The organism is Bradyrhizobium sp. Bra64, from assembly GCF_024519875.1.
GTDB lineage: Bacteria > Pseudomonadota > Alphaproteobacteria > Rhizobiales > Xanthobacteraceae > Bradyrhizobium > Bradyrhizobium japonicum_G.
The window spans coordinates 591,890-605,927 of the sequence record NZ_JALJRD010000002.1; the positions used below are offsets into that span (position 1 = coordinate 591,890).

14 protein-coding genes are annotated in these 14,038 nt (G+C 65.9%); 9 read left to right on the plus strand and 5 right to left on the minus strand.

Annotation, left to right across the window (positions count from 1 at the left end; translation table 11 throughout):
- Nucleotides 1–35: 35 nt before the first annotated feature.
- From hpaH to NR187_RS10280, 6 genes are read left to right on the plus strand one after another with little or no spacing between them, the layout of a single operon-like run.
- A complete protein-coding gene (gene hpaH, locus NR187_RS10255; RefSeq protein ID WP_256806388.1) occupies nt 36–842 on the plus strand; it encodes a 2-oxo-hept-4-ene-1,7-dioate hydratase in 807 nt (268 codons plus the stop codon).
- A 45-nt stretch (nt 843–887) separates the two neighbouring features.
- The gene (locus NR187_RS10260; protein ID WP_211382821.1) at nt 888–1,286 is read left to right on the plus strand and encodes a 5-carboxymethyl-2-hydroxymuconate Delta-isomerase; all 399 of its coding nucleotides are present in this window, start codon (nt 888–890) and stop codon (nt 1,284–1,286) included.
- Complete coding sequence (hpaE, locus tag NR187_RS10265) at nt 1,279–2,817, plus strand: 5-carboxymethyl-2-hydroxymuconate semialdehyde dehydrogenase (RefSeq protein ID WP_211382820.1); 1,539 nt, start codon at nt 1,279–1,281, stop codon at nt 2,815–2,817. Before NR187_RS10260 ends, hpaE begins: the two co-directional genes overlap by 8 nt.
- Nucleotides 2,818–2,862: 45 nt before the next feature.
- On the plus strand, nt 2,863–3,846 hold the full coding sequence (gene hpaD / locus NR187_RS10270) for a 3,4-dihydroxyphenylacetate 2,3-dioxygenase (RefSeq protein ID WP_256806389.1): 984 nt from the start codon (nt 2,863–2,865) through the stop codon (nt 3,844–3,846).
- 3 nt (nt 3,847–3,849) lie between these two features.
- Nucleotides 3,850–4,719 carry a fumarylacetoacetate hydrolase family protein gene (locus NR187_RS10275; RefSeq protein WP_211382818.1) on the plus strand — a complete coding sequence of 290 codons (870 nt, stop codon included), beginning with the start codon at nt 3,850–3,852 and terminating at the stop codon, nt 4,717–4,719.
- A 25-nt stretch (nt 4,720–4,744) separates the two neighbouring features.
- Complete coding sequence (locus NR187_RS10280; RefSeq protein WP_256806390.1) at nt 4,745–6,373, plus strand: thiamine pyrophosphate-dependent enzyme; 1,629 nt, start codon at nt 4,745–4,747, stop codon at nt 6,371–6,373.
- On the opposite strand, the gene NR187_RS10285 is transcribed toward NR187_RS10280, so the two are convergent.
- The 5 genes from NR187_RS10285 to NR187_RS10305 form a co-directional block, all read right to left on the minus strand.
- Nucleotides 6,351–7,592 (minus strand): MFS transporter, encoded by a 1,242-nt coding sequence (locus tag NR187_RS10285; RefSeq protein ID WP_256806391.1) that lies wholly within the window; start codon nt 7,590–7,592, stop codon nt 6,351–6,353. The genes NR187_RS10280 and NR187_RS10285 overlap by 23 nt on opposite strands.
- A 55-nt stretch (nt 7,593–7,647) precedes the next feature.
- Nucleotides 7,648–8,301 carry a DNA oxidative demethylase AlkB gene (alkB, locus tag NR187_RS10290; protein WP_211382815.1) on the minus strand — a complete coding sequence of 218 codons (654 nt, stop codon included), beginning with the start codon at nt 8,299–8,301 and terminating at the stop codon, nt 7,648–7,650.
- A gap of 9 nt (nt 8,302–8,310) precedes the next feature.
- The gene (locus tag NR187_RS10295) at nt 8,311–9,057 is read right to left on the minus strand and encodes a 2OG-Fe(II) oxygenase (protein ID WP_211382814.1); all 747 of its coding nucleotides are present in this window, start codon (nt 9,055–9,057) and stop codon (nt 8,311–8,313) included.
- Nucleotides 9,058–9,215: 158 nt separating this feature from the next.
- Entirely contained in the window at nt 9,216–9,902 is a 687-nt protein-coding gene (locus NR187_RS10300; protein ID WP_211382813.1) for a DUF2848 domain-containing protein, read from the minus strand.
- Nucleotides 9,895–11,244 carry an amidase gene (locus tag NR187_RS10305; protein ID WP_211382812.1) on the minus strand — a complete coding sequence of 450 codons (1,350 nt, stop codon included), beginning with the start codon at nt 11,242–11,244 and terminating at the stop codon, nt 9,895–9,897. The genes NR187_RS10300 and NR187_RS10305 overlap by 8 nt, the downstream gene beginning before the upstream one ends.
- Nucleotides 11,245–11,421: 177 nt before the next feature.
- On the opposite strand from NR187_RS10305, the gene NR187_RS10310 reads away from it, so the two are divergent.
- The 3 genes from NR187_RS10310 (at nt 11,422) to NR187_RS10320 (ending at nt 14,030) form a co-directional block, all read left to right on the plus strand.
- The gene (locus NR187_RS10310; protein WP_256806392.1) at nt 11,422–11,835 is read left to right on the plus strand and encodes a Zn-ribbon domain-containing OB-fold protein; all 414 of its coding nucleotides are present in this window, start codon (nt 11,422–11,424) and stop codon (nt 11,833–11,835) included.
- A gap of 3 nt (nt 11,836–11,838) precedes the next feature.
- Complete coding sequence (locus NR187_RS10315) at nt 11,839–12,978, plus strand: thiolase (RefSeq protein WP_211382811.1); 1,140 nt, start codon at nt 11,839–11,841, stop codon at nt 12,976–12,978.
- Nucleotides 12,979–13,115: 137 nt separating this feature from the next.
- Nucleotides 13,116–14,030, plus strand: coding sequence for an SDR family oxidoreductase (locus NR187_RS10320; RefSeq protein ID WP_211382810.1), 915 nt, complete (start codon nt 13,116–13,118; stop codon nt 14,028–14,030).
- Nucleotides 14,031–14,038: the final 8 nt, after the last annotated feature.

Consider the following 14,038-nt stretch of genomic DNA (forward strand, 5'->3'; position numbering starts at 1 on the left):
GTATCTCCCGGGCACCACGATTTGCAAGATCACACATGGCGCTTTCCGACGACGATATCCGAGCTTGCGCGAGGCGTCTGCACCAGGCGGAGAAGACCCGCACGCAGATCCGGCAGCTCTCGCAGGATTTTCCCGACATCACCATTGCCGATGCCTACGCGATTCAAAAGGCCTGGGTCGACGTCAAGATCGCCGAGGGGCGTATCGTCAAAGGCCACAAGATCGGCCTGACCTCGAAGGCGATGCAGAGCGCGCTCAACATCAACGAGCCGGATTCCGGCGTGCTGCTCGACGACATGTTCTTTGCCGATGGCGGCCTCGTCCCGACCGGGCGCTTCATCGCCACACGCGTCGAGGCCGAGCTCGCCTTCGTCATGAGCAAGCGTCTCGCTGGCCCCGACTGCACCATGTTCGACGTGCTCAACGCCACCGACTTCGTGGTGCCGGCGCTGGAGATCCTGGACACCCGGATCGAGCGCGTCGATCCCCAGACCAAGGCGACGCGAAAGATCTTCGACACCATCGCCGACAATGCGGCGAATGCCGGCATCGTGCTCGGCGGCCGGCCGATCCGCCCGCTCGACGCCGACTTACGCTGGATCGGTGCGTTGTGTTTCAAGAACGGCCAATTGGAGGAGACCGGCCTTGCCGCAGGCGTGCTCAACCATCCCGCAACCGCCGTTGCCTGGCTCGCCAACAAGATCGCGCCGCTCGGCCTTGCGCTGGAGCCCGGCCAGGTCGTGCTCGCGGGCTCCTTCATCCGTCCGATCGAGACCCGCAAGGGCGACACAATCCAGGCCGATTATGGCGCCTACGGCTCGGTAAGCTGCTACTTCGCTTAGGCGAACAAGAACACGCTGCAAGACGACACAGGGAGTGAAACCGCGATGCCGCATTTCACGATTGAATATTCGGCCAATCTCGATGGCCGCCTCGACATGGCTCTGGTATGCGAGGTCGTGCGCAAGGCGGCGGTCGAGACCGGCATCTTCCCGCTCGGCGGCATCCGGGTCCGCGCGATCAAGTGCGAGCACTATGCCATCGCCGATGCGCGGCAGGACTACGGCTTTCTCGACATGGTGCTGCGCATCGGCGAGGGCCGCGACCTGCCGACCCGCAAGAAGGCCGGCGAGCAAATCTTCCAGGCGTTGTCCAAACACCTCGATCCCGTCTTCGCCGCCAGCAAATTCGCTTTGTCGTTCGACATGCAGATCAACGACAAGGACACCAGCTGGAAGCGCAATAACATCCACGACGCCTTGAAAGTGGAGGCCGCAAATGGATAAGCCCACGCCGAAAGCCGATGTGTTCCAGGCCAACCACGATCGCGTCACGCCGCTGCTGAAGACGCTGCGGGCCGACGGCATCGGCCACATGATCGACGGCAAGATCGTCCCGTCGATCTCGGGCGACACCTTCGAGACCAAATCGCCGGTCGACGGCGCGACGCTTGCGAGCGTCGCCCGCGGCAATGCCGAGGACATCGATCGCGCGGCAACGGCCGCTGCGCTTGCCTTCAAGTCCTGGCGCGAGATGGGGCCGGCGATGCGCAAGAAGCTGCTGCATCGGGTCGCCGACGCCATCGAGGACAATGCCGAAGACATCGCGGTGCTGGAATGCATCGACACTGGACAGGCCTATCGCTTCATGGCCAAGGCCGCGATCCGCGCCGCCGAAAATTTTCGCTTCTTCGCCGACAAATGCGCGGAAGCCCGCGACGGCCAGAACACGCCGAGCGACGAGCATTGGAACGTCTCGACGCGCGTGCCGATCGGTCCCGTCGGCGTGATCACGCCGTGGAATACGCCGTTCATGCTCTCGACCTGGAAGATCGCGCCTGCGCTGGCCGCCGGCTGCACCGTCGTGCACAAGCCGGCCGAATGGTCGCCGGTCACGGCCGCCGTTCTGGCAAGGCTCGTCAAGGAAGCCGGCGTGCCGGACGGCGTGCTCAACACGGTGCACGGCTTCGGCGAAGAGGCCGGCAAGGCGCTGACCGAGCATCCCGCGATCAAGGCGATCGGTTTCGTCGGCGAGAGCGCGACCGGATCGGCGATCATGGTCCAGGGCGCGCCCACGCTGAAGCGCGTGCATTTCGAGCTCGGCGGCAAGAACCCGGTGATCGTGTTCGACGATGCCGATCTCGACCGCGCGCTCGATGCCGTCGTGTTCATGATCTACTCGCTCAACGGCGAGCGCTGCACGTCGTCCAGCCGCCTGCTGATCCAGGCCAGCATCGCGGAAAAATTCGTGGAGAAGCTGACCGCGCGCGTGAAGGCGCTGAAGGTCGGCCATCCCCTCGATCCCGCAACCGAGATCGGGCCGCTGATCCATGAGCGGCACCTGGCAAAGGTCTGCTCCTATTTCGACGTCGCGCGCCAGGACGGCGCGACGATCGCGGTCGGTGGCAAGGCCCATGACGGCCCCGGCGGCGGCCACTATGTCGAGCCGACGCTGGTCACCGGTGCGCACGGCAAGATGCGCGTGGCGCAGGAGGAGGTGTTCGGCCCGTTCCTCACCGTGCTGCCCTTCCGCGACGAGGCCGACGCCATCGAGATCGCCAACGACATCCGCTATGGCCTGACCGGCTATGTCTGGACCAACGACGTCGGCCGCGCACTGCGCGTTGCCGACGCGCTGGAGGCCGGCATGATCTGGCTGAACTCCGAAAACGTCCGCCATCTGCCGACGCCGTTCGGCGGCATGAAGGCCTCGGGCATCGGCCGCGACGGCGGCGATTATTCGTTCGACTTCTACATGGAAACCAAGCACGTCTCGCTGGCGCGGGGCACGCACAAGATCCAGAAACTGGGAATCTAGCACAACGTCACTCCAGAGTGGCAGGGTCTAGAGAGGGGAAACGCAATGCCCGTACCGCAACACATCTTCGAACCGCCGTTCAACATCATCCGCTCCAGTCACGTCGTGCTCGACGTGACCGATCTGAAGCTGAGCCGCGAGTTCTACGAGACCACCGTCGGCCTGCATGTCGAGGACGCCGACGACAATGTCGTGTACTTGCGCGCCGCGGAGGAGCACCAGCATCACTCGCTGGTGCTGCGGAAAGCCGCCGCGCCCGCCTGCAACCGGCTCGGCTTCAAGGTCGGCAACGACGGAGATCTCGACAAGGCGGCCCGCTTCCTGTCCGAGAACGGCCTTGGCTACGCCTTCGTCGACCAGCCGTTCCAGGGCCGCACCCTTCAACTTACCGATCCCTTCGGCTTCCAGATCGAGCTGTATGCCGCGATGGAGCGGCGCCCGCATCTGCTTCGTCGCTACGACCTCTACAGGGGATGTCATCCGCAGCGGCTCGACCATTTCAACGTGTTCGCCGCCGAGGTGCAGGACACCGTCGAATTCTATGCGCGGCTCGGCTTCCGTCTCACCGAATATGCCGAGGAGGACGGACCGAACGGGCGCATCGCCGCGGCCTGGATGCATCGCAAGGGCAATGTCCACGATTTCGCGATCACCAACGGCAAGGGCCCGCGGCTGCACCACTTCGCCTATTGGACGCCGACGGCGATGAACATCATCCATCTCTGCGACGTGATGGCCTCGCAAGGCTTCGTCAAGAACATCGAGCGCGGCCCGGGGCGCCACGGCATCTCGAACGCGTTCTTCCTTTATGTGCGCGATCCCGACGGCCACCGCCTCGAGCTCTACACTAGCGACTACTTCACGGGCGACCACGACCACGAGCCGCTGCGCTGGTCGCTGCGCGATCCGCGCCGTCAGACGCTGTGGGGCGCGCCTGCCCCGCGTTCCTGGTTCGAGCAGGGCTCGCCGTTCGCAGGCCAGGCCGTGCGCGAGCCGAAATTCGTGGCCGACGTGCTGGTGGCGGATTAGGCGATGAAGCTACCTCGCCTCGCCACCTACTCCGTCAAGGGTGAAACCCGCTACGGCGCCGTCCTGGAGAACGGCATCGTCGATCTCTCCCCGCACCACGCCATACACTATCCGACGCTGCGCGAGGTGATCGCGGCTGGAAAGCTCGCAAGCCTTGCCGAAGAAGCCGCCGGCCGCGCGCCGGACCATGCGCCTGGCGATATCATTTGGCTGCCGCCGATACCCGCGCCAGAAAAAATCATCTGCATCGGCGTCAACTATCCCGACCGTAATGCCGAGTACAAGGACGGCCAGGACGCGCCGAAATATCCGAGCATGTTCATGCGCTCGCCCCGCTCCTTCGTCGGCCACGACACGCCGCTGGTGCGCCCGCGCGCCTCGGCGCAGCTCGACTACGAGGGCGAGATCGTGCTGGTGATCGGCAAAGCCGGCCGGCACATCCCGGAAAGTGCTGCGCTCGATCACATCGCCGCGCTGACGCTGTGCAACGAGGGCTCGGTACGCGACTGGCTGCGCCACGCCAAGTTCAACGTGACGCAGGGCAAGAACTTCGATTCCAGCGGCAGCCTCGGCCCGTGGCTGGTGCCGTACACGAGGGAATCTCAACTTGCCGACATCCGCCTCACCACCCACGTCAATGGCGAGCTGCGGCAGGATGACCGTACCAGCCGGCTGATGTTTCCGTTCCGCTATCTCATCAGCTATATCTCGACCTTCGCAACGCTCGTTCCCGGTGACGTCATCGTGACGGGCACGCCGACCGGCGCAGGTGCGCGGTTCGATCCGCCGCGCTATCTGAAGCCCGGCGACGTCGTCGAGGTCGCGGCCGAGGGCATCGGAAAATTGCGCAACGGTGTCGCCGACGAAGCCTGAAGAACCATCGAAGTGGAATAGTGCAATGACTACCCTCACCGGCGGCGAAGCGATCGTAAGCGGCCTTGTCGCCCATGGCGTCGACACCGTGTTCGGCCTGCCCGGCGCGCAGGTCTACGGCCTGTTCGACGCCTTCCACCAGGCCCAGCTCAAGGTGATCGGCGCGCGGCACGAGCAGGCCTGCGGCTACATGGCGTTCGGCTATGCGCGCTCGAGCGGCCGGCCCGGCGTGTTCAGCGTGGTGCCCGGCCCCGGCGTGCTCAATGCCAGCGCCGCGCTGCTGACCGCCTTCGGCTGCAACGAGCCGGTGCTGTGCGTCACCGGCCAGGTGCCGACGCAGTTCCTGGGCAAGGGCCGCGGCCATCTGCACGAGATGCCGGATCAGCTTGCGACCTTGCGCACCTATGTGAAATGGGCCGACCGGATCGAATATCCCGGCAACGCGCCGACGGTGGTGGCGCGCGCGTTCCAGGAGATGACATCCGGACGGCGTGGCCCCGCCTCGGTCGAGATGCCGTGGGATATCTTTACCCAGCGAGCCGATACGGCGGCGGCACAAGTGCTGGAGCCCCTGCCCGCGCCGCGGCCCGATCCTGATTTGGTCAAGCAGGCAGCTACGCTGATCAGGAACAGCAAGGCGCCGATGATCTTCGTCGGCAGCGGCGCGATCGAGGCGCGCGAGGAGATCCTCGAGCTCGCCGAGATGATCGATGCGCCAGTCGTCGCCTTCCGCAGCGGCCGCGGCATCGTCTCCAATGCGCATGAGCTCGGCCTGACCATGGCGGCGGCCTACCGACTGTGGCCGAAGACCGATCTGATGATCGCAATCGGCACCCGCGCGGAGCTGCCGGCATCGGGCTTCCGCTGGCCGTATCAGCCGCAGGGGCTGAAATCCATTCGCGTCGATATCGACCCGGCCGAGATGCGCCGCCTCGCCTCCGATGCCGCCATCGTCGCCGACGCCAAGGCCGGCACGGCCGATCTCGTCACAGCCGTGACGAAGGCCGGCTATGCCAGGACCAGTGGCCGGCGGGGAGAAATCCGCGAGGCGACCGCGACGGCGCAAGCCGAGATCCAGCGCGTCCAGCCGCAGATGGCGTATCTCAACATCCTGCGCGAGGTGCTGCCGGCGAACGCGATCGTCACCGATGAATTGTCGCAGTTCGGCTTCGCCTCCTGGTACGGCTTTCCAATCTACGAGCCACGCACCTTCATCACCTCGGGCTATCAGGGCACGCTCGGCTCGGGCTTCCCGACCGCGCTCGGGGCCAAGGTCGCCAATCCCGACAGGCCGGTGGTGGCGATCACCGGCGACGGCGGCTTCATGTTCGGCGTGCAGGAGCTTGCCACGGCCGTGCAGTTCAACATCGGCGTGGTGACGCTGGTGTTCAACAACAACGCCTATGGCAACGTTCGCCGCGACCAGCGCGAACGCTTTGACGGCCGCGTGGTGGCGTCCGATCTGGTCAACCCGGATTTCGTCAAGCTCGCGGAGTCATTTGGCGTGGCAGCAGCGCGCGTGACGGCGCCGGACCAGTTCAAGGCGGCGATGGAGAAGGCACTCGCGCATGGCGGGCCGTATCTGATCTCGGTCGAGGTGCCGCGGGACTCCGAGGTCAGCCCGTGGACGTTCATCCACCCGCCGAAGCCTTGAGGCCGGGCGTTCCCTGAAGTCGCGCGGCCGCAATCACCAGCAAGCCGGCGCCTGCGACCGACCAGCAGGCGACCGGGGCCCAGTGCAGCAGCGGTGCGTAGTCCGGCATCTTCTGCAAGCCGCCGGCGACCGCGGCCATCCGTGCGAAGGTGCCGAGGGCCAGCGCCGAGAACACGAGGCCCGTCACCTTGCCTTCCGCGCCGGTCGAGCCGATCGCAAGCGCGGCCGAGATCGCGCTCATCAGCATGCAGCCCCACGCGGCTCCGGCGAGAAACTGAGCGACGACCAGCGTGTCGAGGCTGCCGGCAAGCTCCGCCGCCACGATCGCAACCGCGCCGCACAGGCCGGCGGCGCCCATCACGATCAGGCCGCCACGGTGCTTGACGACGAGGCTCGCCGGAAACATCGCGATGTTGAAGCCGATCCAGAACACCGGCATCAGCCATTGCAGCTCGTCAGGCCTGGCAAAGCGCAGATAAAACGGCGCGCTGTTCATGGCAAAGTGCAGCTGATAACCGAGCGCCAGCGCGACCGTCGCAACGATGAAAATGATGGACGTGATGCCGAGCGGCTTTGCCGCCTCGGCCGGTGTCGGCGGCGGCGTGTCGCGCGCGACATCGTATTCGATCCGCGACATCGCGAGCGCCGTGAGCAGCAGCGCGACGCTGGAGATCACGAACGGCAGCCGCGCATCGTGCTCGCGCAGCACCACCCCCAGATAGGGCGAGACGGCGCCGGCGACGCCATAGCCCAGCAGGGCCAGCGCCGCAAGGAACGGCACCTGAGGCCTGGCGCGGTATTTGCCGAGCAAGGTCAGCGGCGGCGCGCGTAGCGCGGAGGACGCGATCGACCACACCACGATCAGCGCAATGAACCAACCCTGCGCGGCCACGCCTGCTCCGGCGACGAAGGGCAGCGCCACGAACGCGCCGCACGAGATCGCGGCCACGAGCGCGACGAACAGGCCAAGCCTGCCGACATAGGGCGCGATCTTGTCGGCCGCGACCCCCATCGCGGTGTCGGCAATTGTGAAGATCGCCTGGTCCAGCATCAGGATGAGGATGACAGCGGAGGGTGCAATGCCGACCTCAGCCGCGAGTTTTGGCAGATAGATGACGTAAGTGGTCCACCCCAGCGTGAACACCAGCTGCAGCACAGCCAGATACAGGCCCGTGCGGTTGGCCGTCCCGGTGTCGGCCGATATCTGTCTAGTCGCCATGTCGCGGCCTCCCCCGCCCCCAAGCTTAGACGAGTGAGGGCTGTGAGAAAACGCGTCAACGGACCTTTCGGAAGGTCAAATTGATCCGTTTCCGCCCGAGCAGCACATGCTCGCCGTCGGCAAGCGGCGCCACACCGTGATAGGCGAGCCGGCTAGCCCCGCCCCAGACCACGACGTCGCCATGCACGAGCCGGAAGCGGCGCGGCTTGTCGCTGCGCGCCAGGCCACCGAACAGGAAGGTCGCGGGCAGCCCGAGCGAGACCGAGACGATCGGCGCCGAATAGTCCAGCTCGTCCTTGTCCTGATGCAACGACAGCCGCGTGCCGGGCTCGTAGCGATTGACGAGGCAGGCATCGGGCGCAAAGCCTTCGAAGCCGCCCTGCTCCGCCGCGCGGCGCGCGAGATCGCGGAACACGGGCGGCATCGCCGGCCAGGGCGCGGCGGTCTTCGGGTCGATGGGATCGTAGCGATAGCCGGTGTGATCGGTGATCCAGCCGCGCTCGCCGCAATTGGTCATGGCCACCGACATCTGGTAGCCGCCCGGCGTCGTCATCCGGCGGAACGGCGACAGTGCCACGATCGCACGCACCGCGGCGATCAATTCGTCCTCAATCGGCTTGACGAACCCGCGCAACAACACGGCACCGTCGGCGATCTCCTCACGCGACGGCTGCGCCTCGGCAACGCTGTCGAACAGATCAGCCGTCAACGCCTGCGCTCATTTGGCATCATGAAAAATCACACCCAATGTGTGGCGCTGGCCGGACCTGATACGGCTGACGCCATGGCGCAGATTAACCCGGTAGGTGCCGCGCGTCCCCTGCACCGGGCGATGATGCACAGCGAAGGCGACGGCGTCGCCCTGCGCCAGCGGCACCACCTCGGCGCGGGACTGCATGCGCGGGCGCTGCTCGGTCAGCACGAACTCGCCGCCGGTGAAATCGCGCCCCGGCTCGGACAAGAGGATCGCGACCTGGAGCGGGAACACGTGCTCGCCATAGAGGTCCTGGTGCAGGCAGTTGAAGTCGCCGGCCTCATATTGCAGCAGCAGCGGCGTCGGCCGCGCCTGCCCCGCCTCGTGGCAGCGCTTCAGGAACGCCGCATGCCCGGCGGGGTAGCGGATGTCGATCCCCATCGCCTCGTTCCACCGATTGGCGACGCCTCGCAGGTGCGCGTAGAGCGCCGGGCGCAACTGCGCGATCAGATCGGGAAGCGGATAGGTGAAATATTTGTATTCGCCGCGGCCAAAGCCGTGGCGGCCCATGACGATGCGGCTGCGGAAGTTGGCATCGTCGGGATAGAGCTCGGCGACGGCGCGGCATTCGCCCGGTGTGAGCAGGCCTTTCAGGGCGGCGCAGCCCTGGGAGTCGAGCTCGGTGGTGATCTCGGCCCAGTCGAGGGCATCGACATGGGCGGTGAGGTCGGCGGACGGGTTGTGAGGCGATTTGCGTGCTGTTGCTGTCATGGCCACGACCTTCGCAGGATCGATCGACCTTGCGCCACCCGATTTCCGACTGCCTCCCCGTGATTGCGAGGAGCCGTTGCGACGAAGCAATCCAGAATCCCTCCGCGGAATCAGCCTGGATTGCTACGCTTCGCTCGTAATGACGGTGCGGAGGCAGATCAGCCCCTCACCGGCAGCGTCGTCACGTCGTAGCCGTGCTTGATCGTCCGCTTCAGCACGGGGTCCTCAAGCTCGAAGTCGAACCGGTCAGCCGGACGGATTCCGCCCTTGGCCGCAAAGGTGCCGCCGAACATGGCGCAGCCGTCTGGCAGCCTCCCACCTTCGAAGCCGCGCGCGACGAGGTCCGCGATCGGCAGCATCGCGTCCAGCGTGCCCTCCTGATACAGCACGCGCTCGCCATTGATCGTGGCCCAGGAGCGCAGGATCATCCTGTCCCAATGGCCGATGACGTCCTCGAGCTCCCACAGCGTCGAGGCGATCGGCTTGTCGCACATCTGTTTTGAGACAGTGACGTTGTAAGCCTCGACCTTGCGGTCGGTGTGGTCGGAGCCGCAGCCGACGAAGGTGCGGCCCTGCCAGCCGATCAGCACGAACTCGACCTCGCCGGAGGAGTCGCCGCCGCAGCATTCGATGCGGTCTTGCATGGTCAGCCGCCGCGCCGAGGCGCGATAATAGATCGGCGTCGTGGCCGGCCGGGCGATGCCCATGGCCTCCAGCTCGGCGATGTGCTTGTCGCGCGCGATCGTGTCGCGGCCGGTCCAGCCGGCGATGACCATCTGGTCGATCGCCAGCGTCAGCGGCGTGGTGGTGTCCTGGGCGTCGACGATGAAAGTCAGGTCAAACACGAATTACGGCCTCCATGCCGGCAGCTAGTTCAAAAATACGACGATCCGCCCCGCCCGCACCCGCCAGCATCAGGCCGACCGGAACGTCGCCTTCGCGATGTGCAGGCAGCGAGATGGCGCAGCCGTCGATCATGTTGATCAGGGTGCAATTGCGGAGCGCCCGCAGGTTTTCCCTGGTGAATGCCTTGTCGTCGGCAAGATCCGCGATCTTCGGCGGCGTATTGGCGGCGGTCGGCAGCACCAGCGCGTCATAGGGCGCGATGCGCGCGTTGACGCGCGCGATCAGCGAGCGGCGCTCGTTGAGGAGATCGATATAGTCGGCCGCGCTCTGCGCCTCGCCGCGCATGATGCGCACGGACACGCGGGGGTCGTAGACGTCGCCCTTGGCCGTGATCAGATAGCGATGCCAGGCGTAGCTCTCGGAGGCCGCGAAGCCGCCCTTGGCATTCATCGGGCCGATGTCGTGGAACTCGGCCATCTCGATGCGCTCGACGATCGCACCATGATCGGAAAGCGTCTTGAGCGCGCGCTCGAAGGTTTCGGCAACCGCTGCATCGAGGTCATCGAGCGCGATCGCGGTCGGCACGGCCAACCGCATACCCCGGACCGGCCGCGGCTTCAGCGGCGCGATCGGCTCGTTCGCGAGCACGGCATCGAGAATGGCACAGCAACTGACCGATCGCGCCAGCGGCCCGATGCTGTCGAGTGAGAACGACAGCGGCACGGAGCCGTCGAGCGGCACGCGGCGCTGCGTCGGCTTGTAGCCGACGATGCCGTTATAGGCGGCCGGAATCCGGCAGGAGCCGCCGGTGTCGGTGCCGAGCGCGCCATGCGCCATGCCGTCGAGCACGGACACTGCGGCGCCCGACGACGAGCCGCCGGGGACGTGGCCCGCAGCCCGGTTCCAGCCGCCCTTCGGTGTGCCATAGTGCGGATTGATGCCGATGCCGGAATAGGCGAACTCGGTCATGTTGGTCCGGCCGATCACCACGAAGCCGGCCTTGCGCAGCCGCGCCACCGTGGCGGCATCCTGCTCGGCCGGCGCAGAATCGTCGAGCGCGCGGGAGCCGGCGCGCGTCACCTGGCCCCTGATGTCGAACAGATCCTTGATCGAGACCGGGATACCGGCATAGCGCGACGGCGTGGCCTTCGCCTTGCGCAAGCCGTCCATGGCATCCGCCGCCGCGAGCGCGGCCTCCTTGTCGACATGAACGAAGGTGCGCCGGCCCTCGCCGGCGGGATCGGCGATTTTGGCGAGGCACGCCTCGACCAGCTTGCGGGAGGTCGTGTGGCCGCTTTCGAGGTCTTCGGCGAGCTTCGCCAGTGTCGGAAAATCGGGCATGTCTGTCTCACGGAATATTTGCGCGCAATCTATAGCGCGGCCTCAGTTCGACACAAGCATTGTGCGCATGATGGCATGCATGCGCATTGCTGGACCGTTGACGCGCCATGGTCGATTGTCGCATCAAGATTGAAACAGGCAGGTCTGAAACCTGAGCCTTTGGGAGGATCTGCCGACATGGCCGAACCGCAACGCGCACGACCGAAACCGACGCCGGAGACCCAGCATTTCTGGGACGGCACCAAGGCGGGCGAATTGCGCCTGCAGCGCTGCGACGCCTGCGCGCATGTCTACTTCCCGCCGCGGCCGTTCTGCTCGTCCTGCGCCTCGCGCAAGGTCAGCATCTTCAAGGCGAGCGGCAAGGGCTTTCTCTACAGCTACGTGATCAACCACCGCCCCGCCGCGCCCGGTTTCACGCCGCCTTACGCCATCGCGGTGGTCGAGCTCGCCGAGGGGCCGCGGATGATGAGCAACATCATCGACTGCCCGCAGACCCCGGAGGCACTCGAACTCGACATGAAGCTCGAAGTCGCCTTCGAGGCACTTGACGACAAGATCACCCTCCCCGTTTTCCGTCCGGCGAAGGGATAGGCCATGCGCAGCAACCAGGTTGCCGTCGTCGGCGCGGCCGAGACCACCGAACTCGGCGTCATCCCCAATGTGTCGCAGCTCCAGCTTCACGCGGATGCGGCGCTCAATGCCATTGCGGACGCCGGGCTGAAGCTGTCCGACATCGACGGTTTCGCCACCGCGGTCGAGACGCCGCAGCAGGTCTGCCACTATCTCGGCATCAAGCCGACCTGGGTGGACGGCACCTCGGTCGGCGGCTGCTCCTTCATGCTGCACGTCCGCCATGCCGCCGCGGCGATCGAGGCCGGCCTCTGCAAGACCGTGCTGATCACCCATGCCGAGAGCGGCAAGTCGATGATCGGCAAGGCGCCGCGCTCGATCCCCGCCGACAGCCTGCAAGGCCAGTTCGAGGCGCCGTTCGGCGTCTACGGCCCGCCCAGCATGTTCCCGATCCCCGTGCTGCGCTTCATGAAGACCTACGGCATCACCCACGAACAACTTGCCTCGGTGGCCGTAGTGCAGCGCGAATGGGCCGCGAAGAATCCGCGCGCGATGATGAAGGACCCGATCACGGTCGCCGACGTGCTCAACTCGCGCATGATCGCCTATCCGTTCCGACTGCTGCAGTGCTGCCTCGTCACCGACGGCGGCGGCGCGCTGATCCTGACCTCGGCCGACCGCGCCAGGGACTTTCCGCGCAAGCCCGTCTACATCATGGGCACCGGCGAGAGCGTGGAGACGCCGATGGTCAGCCAGATGGAGACCTTCAATTCCTCGCGCGCGTTCAAGACCGCGGGCCCCCTCGCCTTCAAGGAGGCCGGCATCGCGCACAAGGACGTCGACCATCTCATGATCTACGATGCGTTCGCGCATCTGCCGCTGTTCGGTCTCGGCGACCTCGGCTTCATGCCGCATGAGGAGACCGGCAAGTTCATCGCCGACGGCAACACGCGCCCCGGCGGCAAGCTGCCGCTCAACACCAATGGCGGCGGGCTCTCTTACATGCATTCGGGCATGTACGGCATGTACGCGCTTCAGGAGAGCGTGCGCCAGATGCGCGGCATCGCGCCGGCGCAAATCGCCAACGCGAAGATTTCGGTGTGCCACGGCGTCGGCGGCATGTTCGCCGCAAGCGGCACGATCGTGTTTACGAACGAGAGGTAATGCCTGTCATTCCGGGGCGACGCGAAGCTACGAGCCCGGAATCCATACTCCCGATCGTGGTTATGGATTCCGGGCCTGCGCCTTTCGGCGCATCCCGGAATGACGGCGGAATTTGGAACGCATAGCGGAGAATCCACATGACGAAATCACTGCAAGACAAGGTCATCATCGTCACCGGCGCAGGCCGCGGCATCGGGCGCGAGATCGCGCTGCTCTGCGCGGGCGAGGGCGCCAAGGTCGTCGTCAACGATCCCGGCGTCGCCGCCGACGGCGCCGGCACCAGCGCCACGCCCGCCGAGGAGGTGGTCGAGGAGATCAAGAAGCGCGGCGGCACCGCGGTTGCCAATTTCGAGTCGGTGGCGGAAGCGATCCCCGCGAGCAAGATCGTGAAGACCGCGACCGATCATTTCGGCCGGCTCGACGGCGTCGTCAACAATGCCGGCATCCTGCGCGACATGATCTTCCACAAGATGAGCGTGGAAGCCTTCGAGGCCGTCATCAAGGTCCATTTGATGGGCTCGTTCTATGTCAGCCACGCCGCGGCGCGCATTTTCCGCGAGCAGGAGAGCGGCTCCTTCGTGCACTTCACCTCGACTTCGGGCCTGATCGGCAATTTCGGCCAGGCCAACTACGCCGCCGCCAAGCTCGGCATCGTCGGACTCTCCAAATCCATTGCGCTCGACATGGGCCGCTTCAACGTCCGCTCCAACTGCGTATCGCCGTTCGCCTGGACGCGCATGATCGGCACCATCCCGACCGAGACCGAAGCCGAGAAGGCGCGCGTCGAGAAGATCAAGCAGATGGGACCGGAGAAGATCGCGCCGATCTGCGCCTATCTGCTCTCCGATGCCGCCAAGGACGTCAGCGGGCAGATTTTTGGCGCACGCATGAACGAGCTGTTCCTGTTCAGCCAGAACAGGCCGCTGCGCTCGGTGCATCGGAGCGAAGGCTGGACGCCGCAATCGATCGCGGAACACGGCATGCCGGCGCTGAAGGGCTCGTTCTACAAGCTCGACCGCTCCGCCGACATCTTCCCCTGGGATCCGGTCTGACCTGGCTT

Bases quoted from the DNA above. Each gene is read 5' to 3' on its own strand.
- NR187_RS10285 (WP_256806391.1), bottom strand. From the start codon at position 7,592: ATGGCGACTAGACAGATATCGGCCGACACCGGGACGGCCAACCGCACG.
- NR187_RS10315 (WP_211382811.1), top strand. From the start codon at position 11,839: ATGCGCAGCAACCAGGTTGCCGTCGTCGGCGCGGCCGAGACCACCGAA.
- NR187_RS10260 (WP_211382821.1), top strand. From the start codon at position 888: ATGCCGCATTTCACGATTGAATATTCGGCCAATCTCGATGGCCGCCTC.
- NR187_RS10310 (WP_256806392.1), top strand. From the start codon at position 11,422: ATGGCCGAACCGCAACGCGCACGACCGAAACCGACGCCGGAGACCCAG.
- hpaH (WP_256806388.1), top strand. From the start codon at position 36: ATGGCGCTTTCCGACGACGATATCCGAGCTTGCGCGAGGCGTCTGCAC.
- NR187_RS10295 (WP_211382814.1), bottom strand. From the start codon at position 9,057: ATGACAGCAACAGCACGCAAATCGCCTCACAACCCGTCCGCCGACCTC.
- NR187_RS10320 (WP_211382810.1), top strand. From the start codon at position 13,116: ATGACGAAATCACTGCAAGACAAGGTCATCATCGTCACCGGCGCAGGC.
- NR187_RS10280 (WP_256806390.1), top strand. From the start codon at position 4,745: ATGACTACCCTCACCGGCGGCGAAGCGATCGTAAGCGGCCTTGTCGCC.
- hpaE (WP_211382820.1), top strand. From the start codon at position 1,279: ATGGATAAGCCCACGCCGAAAGCCGATGTGTTCCAGGCCAACCACGAT.
- NR187_RS10275 (WP_211382818.1), top strand. From the start codon at position 3,850: ATGAAGCTACCTCGCCTCGCCACCTACTCCGTCAAGGGTGAAACCCGC.
- hpaD (WP_256806389.1), top strand. From the start codon at position 2,863: ATGCCCGTACCGCAACACATCTTCGAACCGCCGTTCAACATCATCCGC.
- NR187_RS10305 (WP_211382812.1), bottom strand. From the start codon at position 11,244: ATGCCCGATTTTCCGACACTGGCGAAGCTCGCCGAAGACCTCGAAAGC.